The 15561-nt window shown below is 45.4% G+C and carries 10 protein-coding genes; 7 read left to right on the top strand and 3 right to left on the bottom strand.

Annotated elements, in window-relative coordinates; genetic code table 11:
* Window positions 1-23: 23 nt before the first annotated feature.
* The gene (locus tag KOE27_RS09590; RefSeq protein ID WP_215238672.1) at window positions 24-1205 is read left to right on the top strand and encodes a PP2C family protein-serine/threonine phosphatase; all 1182 of its coding nucleotides are present in this window, start codon (window positions 24-26) and stop codon (window positions 1203-1205) included.
* A 61-nt stretch (window positions 1206-1266) separates the two neighbouring features.
* Here KOE27_RS09590 and KOE27_RS09585 read toward each other — a convergent pair whose 3' ends face one another.
* Window positions 1267-3081, bottom strand: a complete 1815-nt coding sequence (locus tag KOE27_RS09585; RefSeq protein WP_215238671.1) for a glycosyltransferase family protein — start codon at window positions 3079-3081, stop codon at window positions 1267-1269.
* Window positions 3082-3414: 333 nt separating this feature from the next.
* On the opposite strand from KOE27_RS09585, the gene KOE27_RS09580 reads away from it, so the two are divergent.
* The 4 genes from KOE27_RS09580 to pgi all read left to right on the top strand — a co-directional run bounded on the left by KOE27_RS09580 (window position 3415) and on the right by pgi (window position 8290).
* A complete protein-coding gene (locus KOE27_RS09580; RefSeq protein WP_215238670.1) occupies window positions 3415-4242 on the top strand; it encodes an alpha/beta hydrolase in 828 nt (275 codons plus the stop codon).
* A 135-nt stretch (window positions 4243-4377) separates the two neighbouring features.
* On the top strand, window positions 4378-5580 hold the full coding sequence (locus KOE27_RS09575; RefSeq protein ID WP_215238669.1) for a DUF5009 domain-containing protein: 1203 nt from the start codon (window positions 4378-4380) through the stop codon (window positions 5578-5580).
* A 113-nt stretch (window positions 5581-5693) separates the two neighbouring features.
* On the top strand, window positions 5694-6530 hold the full coding sequence (locus KOE27_RS09570; protein ID WP_215238668.1) for a sugar phosphate isomerase/epimerase family protein: 837 nt from the start codon (window positions 5694-5696) through the stop codon (window positions 6528-6530).
* 110 nt (window positions 6531-6640) lie between these two features.
* Complete coding sequence (pgi, locus tag KOE27_RS09565) at window positions 6641-8290, top strand: glucose-6-phosphate isomerase (RefSeq protein WP_215238667.1); 1650 nt, start codon at window positions 6641-6643, stop codon at window positions 8288-8290.
* On the opposite strand, the gene KOE27_RS09560 is transcribed toward pgi, so the two are convergent.
* On the bottom strand, window positions 8269-8643 hold the full coding sequence (locus tag KOE27_RS09560; protein WP_215238666.1) for a VanZ family protein: 375 nt from the start codon (window positions 8641-8643) through the stop codon (window positions 8269-8271). The two genes, pgi and KOE27_RS09560, sit on opposite strands and share 22 nt — an antisense overlap.
* A gap of 161 nt (window positions 8644-8804) precedes the next feature.
* Between KOE27_RS09560 and KOE27_RS09555 the strand changes: the two genes are divergently transcribed.
* Window positions 8805-9455 (top strand): response regulator, encoded by a 651-nt coding sequence (locus tag KOE27_RS09555; protein ID WP_215238665.1) that lies wholly within the window; start codon window positions 8805-8807, stop codon window positions 9453-9455.
* Here the strand turns inward: KOE27_RS09555 and KOE27_RS09550 are convergent.
* Window positions 9452-12451 carry a ligand-binding sensor domain-containing protein gene (locus KOE27_RS09550; protein ID WP_215238664.1) on the bottom strand — a complete coding sequence of 1000 codons (3000 nt, stop codon included), beginning with the start codon at window positions 12449-12451 and terminating at the stop codon, window positions 9452-9454. The two genes, KOE27_RS09555 and KOE27_RS09550, sit on opposite strands and share 4 nt — an antisense overlap.
* Before the next feature lie 621 nt (window positions 12452-13072).
* Between KOE27_RS09550 and KOE27_RS09545 the strand changes: the two genes are divergently transcribed.
* Complete coding sequence (locus KOE27_RS09545) at window positions 13073-15535, top strand: carboxylesterase family protein (RefSeq protein WP_229252722.1); 2463 nt, start codon at window positions 13073-13075, stop codon at window positions 15533-15535.
* The last annotated feature ends 26 nt before the right edge of the window (window positions 15536-15561 follow it).

Genomic DNA, 15561 nt, shown 5'->3' with positions numbered 1-15561 from the left:
ACTTTTGTAAAAACTTCAAAATAATGGCTATCAGGATATTAAGCGTGGACGATGAACAGGATATGGAAATGTTGATCCTACAACTATTCAGAAAACAGATCCGCGAGAAAAAATATGAATTTGTATTTGCGAATAATGGCAACGAAGCGCTGGAAAAGTTGGAGGAGACCAAGGACATTGCCCTTATTTTGTCGGATATAAATATGCCGGGCATGGATGGTCTGACGTTTCTTGCCAAAATTAATGAGAAGCAAAATCCTCTGCTGAAAGCGATTATGGTGTCGGCTTACGGTGATATGGACAACATCCGTACAGCTATGAACCGGGGAGCATTTGATTTTGTGACAAAACCAGTAAATTTTGAGGATCTTGAAATTACGATTTCCAAAACGGTTGAGCATATCGAAATGCTTGCCAACCTGGAAAAAGGCAGAGAACAGCTCATTGCGATCCAGAACGACCTGAGTGTGGCGAAGGAAATACAGCTTTCCATGCTTCCAAAAATAGTGCCTGCCAACATAGGTCAGGCGGGTGTAGACTTGCATGCATTCATTAAACCAGCCAAAATGGTGGGAGGTGATTTGTATGATTATTTCATGATGGACTCCGAAAGACTTTTCTTTATGATCGGCGATGTTTCGGACAAAGGTATCCCGGCGTCGCTTTTCATGGCCATCACTAAGGCGATTTTCAAAAGCCAGTTTTCCAACCGGAATGGAGATAGTATAGTGGAAAAGGTCAAAATCGTGAATGAATTTTTGAGTGAAGATAACTCTTCATTTATGTTTGTTACGGCCTTTGTCTGCATATTGAATGTTAAAACAGGGGAAGTGGAGTACGTGGATGCAGGTCATGAACCACCGCTGATTATCCGTGCCAACGGAGAAACGGAGCTGGTCAAAAAGCAGGGAGGGATGGCATTGTGCTTCGATGCTACCTTCGAATTTGAATCACATACCCTGCAGTTAAATCCGGGAGATAAATTTGTACTATATACAGATGGTGTAACTGATGCAGACAACCTCACCGGACAGCGTTTCGGGCTGCACGGTCTTCAGGATTTCTTTACAACGGGCGAGGGGGCAAAAAAGGAAACTGCCAAAGAAATGAACGATGCAACACTCGATGCGCTGGTCACATTCATCGGTGCAGCCAGCCAGTTTGATGATATCACCATGTTGTCTTTGAGATATAAGGCGAATTGATAACGGGAAATATCGGATTAAAAGCAAAATGCCATTTCTTTACGGGAATGGCATTTTGCTTTTAATAGAGGTGTGTTTCGGGCTGTCGCCGGAGGAGCGCCTGACGAAAGCTGTCGTTATAACGTTTATTCATAAACAGGCTGCTGAAACTTCCCTGCAGGGTCGACGATACGTCGGTACGAGGAACGAACTGGTCGTGGGCATACTGCATCACAAATCCCAGCAGTTTTTCCGTCAGCTCATCCACGGCCTGTGCGTGTTTGGTATGTTTTCTTTGCATGAAATGAACTTCACGTTTCCAGGGCTCTTTAATGGTTTCTTTAATGAAATGGCCAAACCCGGAAGCGTCACTAAGTATGGCAGGCGTGCCCGACATCACCGTTTCCATGGGCGTATATCCCCAGGGCTGATAAAGATCCGGGAAAATCCCCAGGTGACATCCGGCCACAAATTCCTTAAAATCCATACCCAGCGGAGAACGGGTGCGCTCCAAAAAATCAGGATGGTAAACAACCTTTACCGGATTATCCTCCCGGTTGTCCAGTCCTTCTCGTTGAAGAAAATCGGTTATCTCATCGTTCCACACCAGTTCATGCGTGGTTACTGCCGGAAGTTTATGGGTCCTGAAATTGAGAAGTGCCTGGCGCCAGGTGAGCAGTAGTTCTGCGTCGAGCATTTCGTTCAGGTTGGGCAGGAGGCCATTTCTGTGGCTGGCAACGCTGGTATAGAGCTGAGGACCCAGTCCTTTGCTGATCTTCTGACAAATTTTTTGCAGTTCCAGAAAACGTGCCTTTGCCTCCAGTACCTCCGGTTTGATATAATGAAACGGCCGTTTGGAAATCACAAAGAGTACGATGTTAATGTCAAGTCTGCGTTCCCGGAGCTGCTGGTTCAGGCGGGCAGCTGCTTCCAGGGTTACATCAAACCCCTTGTTTTTATATTCATAGCGCCCGGCCGTAAAGAGATAAAGTGTCCTGTCGGTATTAAGCTGATAGGAAGGTGAAAAATGCCCTTTGATAAATGCATCAATTACCGTTTTGTTTTTTTTATGGAGCTCAAAAGTTTCATGATGCGTGCGGGTCCTGAGGTTAAGAGACCCGGGAATGACGTTATCCGGTGAACGTTCGAAGAAAATCTCGCATTCCCGTGCCGTCTGGACGTTGTTTGTCGTAAGCACTTGCGCCTTTTGAGCAGCGGCGCGTTCAATGCCTGCCGGAGCTTCTATATTGTACTGCCGGATACGCTGGCCCCAGTCATAACGTGTAAAGTCGGAATAGTAATCGGCCTCATTGGAAGCCATGTACCGGCCAGGAATAGTGGCATTGGTTGAAAAAACGGTTGCGATCCTGGTCTGGTCAGAAGAAACGTCTGGTAAACCGGATGCGGACATCCATTCATGGAAATGCCCGACAATATCCTTTTCGGCTGGGATTCGGTGTGCAAATTCTGTCAGAAATATTCTGACCAACTCGCCGAAACCGATTACCTGATCGGTCAGTTCATCCGTATTGAGGCAAGATATGCCGCGCTGCTGCCATAACCGGGCCTTAATTTCGTTCAGGTGATCAGTGGATAAAACGGGATTAATCAGTATTACTTTGGGGCGGGCACCTTCCATGAGCCAGTGACCCTGCATTACCTCAAAACCCAGGCTTCGCAGATAAGCCACTGTTCCGTTGAGCGGTGTATTGTCCCGCTCCGCAGAAGGGCGGAAATGTAAAGCAGAAATTTCGCGGAAGTAAGGGCCTATCAGGACATAATTATCCGCCCAGGTATCCACCATTTCGGGCGCCTTGGTTTTCAATGACGTAAAAATTCCTCCGATTGGATTGCAAACTTCCCATGCAATTTCAATCAGAATGGTATCTGGTTTCAAGGTTCTGGGTGACGGGAGGAAAGGAAAAGTTTCATATCGTTGATCATCTTATAACACCTCAGTTGATATTGAGAATGTTATATTTATGTTTAAATTAATTACACTGGTAATTATGCTTCATCCATTTTTACATTAAGCCGGAAAAATGAACTTTGAAGCGTCTTAAAACCGGGTTGAATTATTAACCATTTTCGGTCTCGCTTCCGAACGGGCGGAATGCCAGGGGAAGGTGCCAGGAGGAGGGAGAAAAATTGTAAAATCATTTTTACACGGAAGGGCCCGTTTATTTATTTACTTTTAGGATCAACTTCTAAATTTTATCAAAAGTCAGGTATGAACAGGTCAGTATCAGTACTTTTATTCATTTTGATGTTACGGTTTTCGGTGTATGGGCAGCCAGCGAATTTTAAAACCGAAACCAGTATCCATTATTATTCCGATGCTGAAAACAAGGCAGACCCCTACAAGAAGGAAAGGGGAGTGCTGGATGTTTTTTATCCTCCCAATGGAGGTAACCTGCCGGTAATTATCTGGTTTCATGGAGGTGGTTTAACAGGCGGAGAGAAATTTATCCCGGAGCAACTTAAAAACGGGAAGTATGTGGTGGTTGCCGCCAACTATAGGTTTTATCCAAAAGTAAAATGCCCTGCGTATATTGAAGATGCCGCTGCTGCCACCGCCTGGGTATTTAACAATATCAAAAAGTACGGAGGTAATCCGTCACTTATATTTATTTCAGGACATTCGGCCGGAGGGTACCTGGCCAGTATGATTGGGCTGGATAAAAAATGGCTCTCAAAACACCAGATTGACGCCAATAAAATTGCGGGCCTCGCTCCTTTCAGCGGTCATGGCATCACGCACATGACTGTAAGGGAGGAAAGAGGGATACCAAAGACACAGGCGGTGATCGATGAATTTGCTCCAATTTTCTGGGCAAGGGCCGATGCGCCTCCTTTGCTGCTGATCACCGGCGATCGTGAATTGGAGATGCTGGGCAGGTATGAAGAAAATGCATACCTCCTGCGTATGATGAAGCTAACGGGACATACCCAAACGACACTTTATGAAATGGACGGATACGGGCACGATATGACCATACCCGGATATCCGCTGCTCATGAATTTTATCGATAGAATTGCAATGGGAACAGGAAAGTAACTTGCTGGATATCAACTTTAACAACTGCTCTACGTATGTGCATGAGGGTTTAATGATGCTTTTGTTGTCCTGTATTTATTGAAACAGGTTACGGTAAACCTCTTTCAACTGTGAACAGAATCCTTAACCTCAGCTATGACAAATACTTCTCCGCTCGCCTCACGCCTTGATTCCATTGATATTTTCAGGGCGTTTACTATGTTTCTGATGATTTTTGTGAATGACCTTTGGACACTAGAGCAGATACCCGAATGGCTGAAACACAGCGCTGCTGCTGACGACGCCATGGGTTTGTCGGATGTGGTTTTTCCCGGGTTTCTTTTTATAGTTGGTTTGTCCATACCCTTTGCCATTGCTAACAGAAAAACCAAAGGAGATCACCTGAAAACAATTCTGTGGCATATACTGGAACGAACGTTTGCCTTGTTGCTGATGGGTATCTACATCGTAAATCTGGAAAACGCAGTAAGCGAGGGCATGGTGGTGAGTAAATATGTGTGGGAAATTCTGATGGTGATTGCCTTTCTGCTTATTTGGAACGTATACCCCAAAAAAGATTCGGGAAAAACCTTATACATTATCTTAAAACTCTTTGGTTACACCATTCTGGTCGTCCTGGCGGTGATCTACAAAGGAGGCGACGCGTCCAATCCGTCGTGGATGGGTACGCACTGGTATGGGATACTCGGGCTGATCGGCTGGTCGTACCTTTTATGTGCCCTTGGGTATCTTTTAGCAGGCGACCGCGTGGTAGGTGTCATTGGAGTCTGGTTGTTCTTTGTCCTTTTCAATCTGGCGCAGTTTTCGGGAGTACTGTCGTTTTTGGATGATGTCAGGCGATATGTCTGGATTGTGGGCGGTGGATCTATGCCGGCGTTTACGATGGGTGGCGTGGTAGCTTCGGTAATTTACAGGAGCCGTTCAGGGAATTTCAAAGCATCCTGGTTTGTTGCCATTCTGTTGTTGCTGAGTTTCTTATCTCTTGTTTATGGTTTTGGTACACGGCCGTTCTGGGGAATTTCCAAGATCCGCGCCACACCTGCCTGGGTTGGAATCTGCAGCGGGATCAGCTTTGCGGCTTTTGCATTTTTCTTCTGGCTGGTAGATATCCAAAAGAAAAAGCAGTGGGCGGCTATCATCAGGCCCGCTGGCACCGCCACCCTCACCTGTTATCTGATACCTTACCTCTGGTATGCAGCCGGTGCGCTGCTGGGCATAGGACTTCCGCTGTTTTTGAGGACCGGCATGACGGGTCTTGTGAAATCCATGCTGTTTTCCATACTGATCATCGTCCTTACAGGCTTCGTTAACAGGCTGGGCATCAGGCTTAAAATTTGATATCCACAGGCTTGGTTTATGTGATCAGCGTCAGAGGACCGGGATGGGAATAGGGTAAATCTGAAACAAATCGTCTTGTTAGAATCAATGATACTAAATGTAAATTTCCAATCATGAATTCAAGAAGAAATTTCGTAAAAAGCGGAATAGCCAGTCTGGCATTCGGTACCGTTTCCTTTAAAGATCAACCGGTGGCAGTACCCCAGCCGCCCAGGGAGGATACTTTCAAGTTAGGGATTGCAGGTTACAGTTTTGTTAATTTCAAACTGGATGAATCCCTGGCAATGATGCGTAAGACCGACGTTCATTATTTATGCATCAAGGACTTCCACCTTCCCTATAAAAGCACTGCTGAGGAAATTGCTGCTTTTCATGCCAAGCTCAAGGAATCCGGTGTGACTGGCTATGCCGTGGGACCAATTTATACCAAAACCCATGAGGACATTGACAATGCCTTTGACTATGCCAAAAGGGTAGGGGTGAATCTGATTGTGGGTATACCGAACCATGAAGATTTGGAATATCTGGCAACAAAGGTAAAAGAGTATGATATCCGCTATGCCATACATAACCATGGCCCCGAGGATAAATTATACCCGAATGCCGCTTCGGTATATGAAAAAATTAAAGACCTTGATAGCAGAATAGGCCTTTGCTTTGACATGGGACACAACCGGCGTGACAACCAGGATTCTGTTGCAGATCTGGGAAAATACGGTAAACGGATTTTTGATATACACCTCAAAAACGTGACTGCGGCAACCAAAGATGGTAAAACCTGCGAACTGGGCCGGGGAATAATTGATATACCCGCTTTTGTGAACATGCTGCGTAAAGTAAAGTATTCAGGCAGCTGCAGTCTTGAATACGAGAAGGATATGAAAGACCCGCTCGCCGGAATTGCAGAGTCTGTGGGGTATTTCAGAGGAGTTTGTGAGGCAAGTAAATAAGATAATATGGTGTTAAGTGATCCAAAATTCTATTTTTGCATAATAGAAGCGGCAATTGCATTTTTAATTTGCTGTTCGTTTGATTTTCCTTACTTAACACCATATCACTTATGCTAGCATCTACCCCGTTTGATAAGACTGCTGCTTACAAAAAGCTGAAGACTCACCATAAGACTATAAGCCAGAAACATCTCAGGGAATTATTTGAGGAAGATCCCGAACGTCACCGGAAATTTTCGATACGACTGGGAGATATCCTGCTCGATTATTCCAAAAACCGGATTACAACCCGCACACGGGCATATCTGGTCCAGCTGGCGGAGGAGTCGGGGCTGAAAGATGCCATTGAAAAAATGTTTACCGGCGAAAAGATCAATAGCACGGAGGGACGCTCGGTGTTACATATTGCACTCAGAAACCGGGCGAATACTCCTGTTTTGGTGGACGGGAAAGATGTGATGCCAGACGTGAACGAAGTGCTGGCCAAAATGAAAGAATTTTCGGGGCAGGTCAGGTCAGGTGCCTGGAAGGGGTATACTAACAAGGAAATTACGGACATTGTAAACATTGGGATAGGCGGCAGCGACCTGGGTCCTGTGATGGTAACCGAGGCGCTTAAAGCTTATGGCAAAAAGGGCCTCAAGGTTCATTTTGTGTCTAATGTTGATGGAACGCATATTGCGGAGACGCTCAGGGGGCTCAACTCCGAAACAACCCTTTTCATGATTGCCTCCAAAACCTTTACCACCCAGGAGACCATGGCCAACGCACACAGCGCGCGGGATTGGTTTCTGGAGACGGCAACGGATCAGGAGCATGTTAAAAAACATTTCGTAGCAATATCCACAAACCGGAGCGAGGTTGAAAAATTCGGTATTGATCCTGCCAATATGTTTGGTTTCTGGGATTGGGTGGGAGGCCGTTATTCGTTGTGGTCTGCCATTGGTCTTTCCATAGCATGTTTTATCGGTTTCCAGAATTTTGAACAGTTGCTTTCCGGAGCCCATGATATGGATAACCATTTCAGAAATACCAGGTTTGATAAAAATATTCCGGTAATTCTGGCGCTTTTGGGAATCTGGTACAATAACTTTTTCGATGCCCAATCACAGGCTATTTTGCCGTACGATCAGTATATGCATCGTTTTGCTGCGTATTTTCAGCAGGGTGATATGGAGAGCAACGGCAAATATGTGGGAAGAGACGGCCAGCCTGTTGACTATCAGACGGGGCCGGTGATATGGGGAGAGCCCGGAACAAACGGTCAGCATGCTTTTTATCAGCTCATTCACCAGGGCACCAAGCTGATCCCCTGCGACTTTATTGCCCCGGCCGTGAGCCATAATCCGCTTGGGGATCATCACAAAATGCTGCTTTCCAACTTTTTTGCCCAGACAGAAGCATTAATGAATGGCAAAACTTACGACGAAGCGGCGGCCGAACTAGTGGCTGCGGGTAAGAACCAGGAAGAGATAGCGGCGCTTGCGCCGTACAAGGCTTTTACAGGCAACCGGCCTACCAACTCAATACTCGTAAAGAAAATAACCCCCAAGGTACTGGGCAGTTTGATTGCCATGTACGAACACAAAATATTTGTTCAGGGAATTATCTGGAACATTTACAGCTTTGACCAATGGGGTGTAGAATTGGGTAAACAACTTGCCAATAAAATATATCCCGAATTGCAAAGCGACTGGCCGGTTAACAATCATGACAGTTCCACCAACGGGCTCATCAATCAGTATAAGCGCTGGAGATAGGGGCTCATGATAAATTTAAAAAAGAGATAACCTGTAAGTACACCAACAGCGTCTGCCACGGCGTCCCACCAGTCGAAGGTGCGGTCAAAAGGCAGGAGCTGTTGGTAAAATTCCAAAGCCAGGCCATAGCCCATCCCGATAACGATGAGCCTGTTGGCATTTCCTTTGCTTTGTAAAAGCCATAAATTAATCCACACTATAAATAATCCGGCATGTACCAGTTTGTCAAAACCAACTACAGGTGCGGCAGGAATATCTTTTCCGGGCCAGGTACAGGCCAGTAAAATCAGGAATGTCCAGAACCAGGATGCGATTGGGGACTGTGTGAAGAAACGAAGGATTGTCGGGAGCATCGGTAGGTAATGAATAGTTGTTTTTTCGCTGCAAAGTTAGAACTGTGACGAGATAATTGACTTTCCTAACCGTTAAATCAATTTATTTTTGAATGAATTGAGAATACAGAAAATAATCTAATATTGCCAGATAAGGATTTTGAACCGTTTGCCCACTGATTATGAATTTAAGCAAAGCACGAATAGCATTAGTTGATGACCATCAGATCGTGCTGGACAGCCTGTCATTACTGCTGTCATCATTTGAGCATATTGAAATTGCCGGTACTTTTACCAATGGCGGTGACGCCGTTACCTTTCTGCAGAACAACGAGGTGGATCTGATGGTTACTGACCTGCGGATGCCGGTAATGAACGGGGTGGAGTTGTGTGTAGAAGCCAGAAAAATTGTTCCGGATATCAAAGTGCTGATGCTGACCATGGTAGAAGATGCCAGGCAGATCAAAGCGGCGGTGAAAATTGGCGTGAATGGTTATGTTCTTAAAATGGCAGATGCAGACGAACTGCTGCTGGCTATCAGGACTATACTGGATGGAAGAAAGTATTTTAGTGACGAAGTGGTGGTAGAACTGGCGGTGGGTAAGGACGAGACGGTCACCACTAAGCCCGGTACCTTTGCCAAACTTACTTTGAGGGAGCTGGAAATCCTCCGACTGGTTGGGAAAGAGCTCTCTACCAATGAAATAGCAGAGTTGCTATGTATCAGTGTGGCTACTGTGGAAACGCACAGGAGGAATCTCATGCAGAAGGTAGGCGCAAAAAGTGTAGTCGGATTGGTGCTGTTTGCCGTCAGAAATGAGCTCCTGGACTAATCCGCAAACGGAATTTCCAGAATGGCGGCGCTTTCATGCTGACTGACGCTGCCGTTCAGCTTACTCAGCGAGGCAGATAAATCACAGTCCAGTATGTCGGGGCCGGGATTTTTAATGATGATTAACAGATTTGTCCGGTATGTCCTGAGCTCCAGTACATACGCCTGGCTGCTGGCCGCAATCATTTTCATAAAGAGCAGCTTGTGAAAATCAAGTATTTCATGTCTTCTTTCTCCTGACACAAGATCTGACGAATGGCCGTTCAGGGTCTGAAACCAGTAGGGAATGTTGGCCGGTTTGAGCAGCATGGCCGCATTTTTTTGTATGTAAGTCCATAAGCTTTCCAGCGTATCCTGGCTTGCATCAGTAAGCCAGATGACCTCACTGATCTTTTCGGAAATATTCCTGGAAGTGTCAACGATCTTCTGCAGGTAGGTGTCTGAGTCCGTCCGGTTTGGCCTAGACAGCGCTACCTGTCCCAATAATTTAAGCCCGAAAAGCTCGGAACCAAGGCTGTCGTTCATATCCCTGGCAATACGTGACCTTTCCTTCTCCATGGAAATCTTTTTGTCGGCGTTGGTTTTTTGGTTAAGGAGCCGGGAATGAAGAAGGTAGCGGATGCCGCCCCAAACCAGTATAGCCAGCAAGGTGAGAATTAAAAGTATGAACCACCATGTTAGCCAGAATGGAGGTAAAATATGAATATTCAGCTTTTTAACCGGCGAAATCCAGTTACCTCCCAGATCCGATGCCTGGACATTGAATGTATAGATCCCCGCCGGCAAATTGGCATATCTTACCTGATCCATTGTGCCGGCATAGATTGTATCCGTGTCATAATTTTTCAGAAAATACCGAAAACGGTTTAATCCCCGGTTTCGGTAGTCGGTAGCAGTAAATTTCAGAGATATAGTATTTTGCTCGTAGGGCAATTCCAGAGATGAAACTTCCCCTATGTATGTATCCGTATCTTTCGGACCTTTGGTATCAACGGAGAGTTCGGTTAAACTGATCCCGATTTCCTGATTTTCGCTGGTCAACTGGTCGGGTGAAATCTGATCCAGGCCAGTGGTACTGCCAAAATAGAGCATACCCTTGCGTGTAACCAGGGCAGCACGTGAATTATACTCGCGCAGAGGTATTTCTATTACCAGTTCAAATCTCTCGTTCACAGGCTCAAAGCGGGTAAGGCCCCGGTTGGTACTCAACCAGAAGTCCCCTTTGGCGTCTGGCAGCAGCGCGTATAAGTATTCGTGGTGAAGACCATCGCGGATCCGGTAGTTCTTTTCAATTTCCTTTTTCTCCATGTTCCATTTTACCAGGCCTCTGTCGGTACACATCCAGAGGAATGGGGTACCCGGTTCCTGATAGAACTGTAAAACATGGAAATCTTTTAAAACCCGGCTTTTCAAAACCAGATGAATGCCTCGAAGCCCGAAAATGCTGACACCCTGGTATCTTTCTGCAACATATATCTGTTCCGTCAGGGTATCTTGATAACTCGCATAACCGCTCGCTATTTGCCGGTTGGAGAAGCTAACAACCGACTTTGTTTTAGTATCAAGCGCCATTAAGCCTGCGCTGGTGGTAATTAAAACAAGGTTATCCGTAATTTGCAGTAGCGTCAGAACTTCGCAACTGACAGGCAGCGGAATGGCCCGAAAGGTATTCTGCACCGGCATAAAAAGAGCAATACCGGAGGAAGTACCGACCCAGATATTGTTTTGCCGGTCGTACAGAATGTGCCGGATGGTATTGCCTGGCAGGCCATCAGCACTGGTATAATGTTTAATGGAGCCTTTGGAAGGAGTCAGCCGGTTAATTCCTCCCAATTCCGTTCCAATCCAGATGTCTCCCTGCGCATCCTCTGCAAGCCCTCTAACGGAGTAATCACCCAGATTATCCATCGGGTTTTTGCCATAACTATAAAATTTGAACGCGTTGGAAACTGGCGAGATTATGTCCAATCCCTGGGTACCGATATTCGCAAAAACGTCATTGTTCTGGTCTATGAACAGATTCCCGACCTCATCATACTTAAGGCTGTTAGGGACATCGTCCCGGTGTTGAATCTGCTGGCTGAACTTCATTCTGATGCGATCAAAAATGAGGATACCATTTCCTTCTGTTGCGAGCCATAACTTTGCATAACGGTCTTCGATAATCGCGACCGGGTTATGCCGGGTGAAATTGTAATTACCTTTAAAATCATCTTTCCGTTTTTGCTCATAGTCAAATCTGGTCAGGCCATCGGGGCCGCCAAGCCATAAGAAACCGATGCGGTCAAATGCGATGCACTTAAATTTCCGGGGATTTCCGAACAGATTATTTTTATCATTACTAAAGTAATGATAAACCTTTCCGGCTGATACCGAATAGCGGATGAGCCCTCCTGAAACATGGATGAACCAAAGGTCCCCTTCCGGAGATTCGGCCAGGAAGTTATTGTTAAGTAAATTATTGTATCGGAGCTCCGGAGTAATCAGCCGTGCTTCATTATCCACGATGGTGTATAACCCTTTGTCAGACAGCAGGTATATCTGTTTTCGGTAATTGAATGCATATACTGATCCGTTCTCAATACATGCGTTGGTGCCAGTCGGGATTTTAATAGCCGGTCGTATAAACCTGTTGGTTTTCCTGTTGTACTTAAACAGGCCCTCGCGCGAACCGGCCCAGAGATTTCCCTGGTTGTCTTCGGCAATTCCCTGGATATGGGTAGACTCGCCCGTGGCACCAGACAGATAAGTAATAATATTTTTTCCGTCGAAACGATTCACACCATCCTGCGTCCCCAGCCACATGAATCCTCTTGAATCCTGATACATATGGTTTACCGATCCCTGGGACAAACCATCTTCTACTCCGATATGCCTGAACAAATAGGAACTTTGGCTTCTCGCAGGTGTTGCGATCAGAATCATAAATGACAATATGGAGAGGAAGGTTATTTGCATAAGTGCCCTTGCCAGGAGGCAGGAATGTGTGTAAAACATAGTATGTCTGGTATAAATATCCCGGACAGATTGTTTTCTTCCAAATTTCTACACTAAAATCATGGTTATCCTTAGTCATATATCATGGTTTTCCATGATTGGCTCGGAGAATTTATTTTCGGAACTTTGAAGTGCCAAAGCACACTACGAAACGACATTATGCACACCCACTTCAGATACTAAGCAAAACCTTTTCAACCCTCCTCTCACTCGCTCCCTTATTTGTGAAATATTCAAATGAGGGGGCCGGGTGTTCAGTGCCACAGGTCTGGTGTTACTTCAGGCTGCACATAGCACCAGCTACGTCCTTCGACCCATAAATTCCGGTTTTTGATCCCAATAAAGTATTGCGTTGTTGTCGCAGCTATGACCTGAATTTTAGACAGCGGAGTATTTTTTAATAAAATGTAAATTATCGGTCTTTATATTAAAATATTTTATAAATATAAGTTATTGATTTACAGTAATTTATATAGGTATGTTATCGTGGGAATATTAATGTCATTTCTGAAAGTGAGGGTTTTAAGCTATTTTCGTTGTATTCCTGGTTATGCCGTATTTCGGAATTATCCGAAAACTTTGCGGAGGGAAAGTAAATGATTCTATTACTAAACTTGAATTATGAAGAATTTTGTTCTTACAATTCTGATGGCCTGTGTGGTTCATTATTTTGCGGTCGGGCAATCCACTTATATCTTTTCGGAAGGGCTTGCGGCCGGCTCTTTCCATCAGTATGGGAGGGAGGCAATCTACAAAGATGAGCTTGCTTTGATGTTATACAAGGGAAAAATGGTTTCCCCGCAGGCCGGAGCCGTTATCAAAAAGGACCCAAAGGGAAACGATATCAGATGGAATGCCGTGAAGGCAGATACCTCCGGACGTTTCAGGGGTGACGCTTTTTCTAACGGTTATATTTATATCACTTATGACTGTAAAAAGGAACGAACCGCTCTGCTGAATGTAACAGGCAATGATATGGTTTTTGTTAACGGTACGCCACGTGGAGGAGATATTTACCGGTATGGATGGATGAACTTGCCGGTTCGTTTGAAAAAGGGCAAAAACGAATTTTATATACGTGTGGCACGTTTTGGACGATTTGGTGGGATAGCTGCAAAACTTGTGTTCCCCGAAAAGCCTGTATATCTGAGTACGGATGATCTCACTGCTCCTAATGCAGTACCAGGTTTGAGAAATGATTCGCTGTGGCTTGGTTTGGTAGTCGTGAATACTTCTACAAAACCGCTGACAGGTCTTAGTCTCAAGTCTGTAATAAACGGAAATTCAGTAAGTACTGCTGTTCCATCTATCCCCGCGTTAAGTACAAGAAAAGTTGGTGTGCTGGTCAATGGTGAAAAGGCAGTCACTCCGGGAAAATCTACCGTTTCTCTGGTGCTAATCCAGAATAATAAAAATGTTGATACAAAATCCGTGGAGCTGGAAACAGTTGGTGCGGATAAGCAATACAGCAGAACTTTTGTGAGCGAAATTGACGGAAGCATACAGTATTATGCCGTTTCGCCGCAGCTCAACCCGCAACCGGGAGTTGCTCCTGCTTTGTTTTTCTCGGTTCATGGTGCGGAAGTACAAGCTATCAGCCAGGCTCGTGCCTATAAGCCTAAAGATTGGGGTGTACTGGTAGCGCCTACTAACCGCCGTCCACGTGGTTTTAACTGGGAAGATTGGGGAAGACTGGATGCGCTGGAAGTGTTGGATATTGCTAAAAAAGAATTTAATCCTGACCCACGCCGTATTTATCTTACCGGCCACTCTATGGGCGGTCACGGAACCTGGTTTCTCGGTGCAACTTATCCTGATAAATGGGCTGCCATTGCACCTTCTGCCGGTTATCCAACACTGTCGTCCTATGGTTCGCATGACGGTATGATTCCTAATGGCGCAGGCTCACCGATAGAGACAATACTGTTGCGGGCAAGTAACCCAAGTAATGTAATAGCGTTGTCACAAAACTATAAGGCGGTGGGTGTATATATCGCGCATGGAGACGCGGATAAGACGGTTTCGGTAGAATATGCCCGGCAAATGAAAAAGCTGCTGTCTGGTTTTCATACCGATTTTAGCTATTACGAATATCCTGGAGGCGGACACTGGTATGGTGATATCAGCGTGGACTGGCCTCCAATCTTCAACTTTTTCAGCTGGCACAGTATTGCAAAAGACACGGCAACGGCTCATATCGATTTCACGACGGCAAATCCTGGTGTTTCGGGAAAAATGCGGTGGGCTACTATTCAGCAGCAGTTGGTCCCGCTCAAATACAGTCGCATGATTTTGGATCTTGATAAATCAAAGAACATCATCTCAGGTAATACTGAAAATGTGGCCTTGCTGTCTTTAAATCTGAATGCTTTTCCCAAAGGGGCCGCCGTAAAGATCGTTTTGGACAGTTTATCGGAAATGGAATATTCGGTAAAAGATACCAACGAGACTATTTTCCTGGCTAAAACCGACCGCTGGGCTCTCGCATCGGAGCCGGTTGCAACCCAGAAAAACCCCAACCGCAGTGGTACGCTAAAAGAACCTTTCCGTAACCGGATGGTACTTGTTTATGCTACCCAAGGTACCCAGGAGGAGAATATCTGGGCTTTTGAGAAAGCGCGTTACGATGCAGAAACGTGGTATTACAGGGGAAATGGTTCTGTTGATATTGTTTCGGATAAAGATTTTGACCCTGCTTCTTTTAAGGACAGAGGTATTGTGTTATATGGAAATGCTTCGGGTAATACAGCCTGGAATAAGTTATTGGCAAAATGTCCGGTTAAGGTTTTGAAAGGAAAGATTGTTGCCGGACAGAATGAATTTTCCGGAGATGACCTGGCGGCTTACTTTGTGTGGCCTCGAGACGACAGTAAAACGGCGTCTGTTGCCGTTATCAGCGGGACCGGTATGCTGGGCATGCAGATTGCCAATGCCAATCAGTATTTTAGTGGGGGAAGTGGATTTCCGGATCTGATGATATTTTCGGCGGATATGCTTCAGGAAGGTTTTAAAGGAGTCAAAATGGCCGGGTTTTTCGGGAACGACTGGTCACTGGAAAAAGGTGAATTTGTAATCAATAAATGATTTGTATTGATATGGAGATTATAAAA

The organism is Dyadobacter sp. CECT 9275 (assembly GCF_907164905.1).
Classification (GTDB): domain Bacteria; phylum Bacteroidota; class Bacteroidia; order Cytophagales; family Spirosomataceae; genus Dyadobacter; species Dyadobacter helix.
This window is presented reverse-complemented; position numbering and strand designations above follow the sequence as displayed.

Excerpts from the sequence above, each read along its gene's own strand:
- KOE27_RS09545 (WP_229252722.1), top strand. The coding sequence starts at position 13,073 with ATGAAGAATTTTGTTCTTACAATTCTGATGGCCTGTGTGGTTCATTAT.
- KOE27_RS09575 (WP_215238669.1), top strand. The coding sequence starts at position 4,378 with ATGACAAATACTTCTCCGCTCGCCTCACGCCTTGATTCCATTGATATT.
- KOE27_RS09570 (WP_215238668.1), top strand. The coding sequence starts at position 5,694 with ATGAATTCAAGAAGAAATTTCGTAAAAAGCGGAATAGCCAGTCTGGCA.
- KOE27_RS09580 (WP_215238670.1), top strand. The coding sequence starts at position 3,415 with ATGAACAGGTCAGTATCAGTACTTTTATTCATTTTGATGTTACGGTTT.
- KOE27_RS09550 (WP_215238664.1), bottom strand. The coding sequence starts at position 12,451 with ATGTTTTACACACATTCCTGCCTCCTGGCAAGGGCACTTATGCAAATA.
- KOE27_RS09590 (WP_215238672.1), top strand. The coding sequence starts at position 24 with ATGGCTATCAGGATATTAAGCGTGGACGATGAACAGGATATGGAAATG.
- KOE27_RS09555 (WP_215238665.1), top strand. The coding sequence starts at position 8,805 with ATGAATTTAAGCAAAGCACGAATAGCATTAGTTGATGACCATCAGATC.
- KOE27_RS09560 (WP_215238666.1), bottom strand. The coding sequence starts at position 8,643 with ATGCTCCCGACAATCCTTCGTTTCTTCACACAGTCCCCAATCGCATCC.
- pgi (WP_215238667.1), top strand. The coding sequence starts at position 6,641 with ATGCTAGCATCTACCCCGTTTGATAAGACTGCTGCTTACAAAAAGCTG.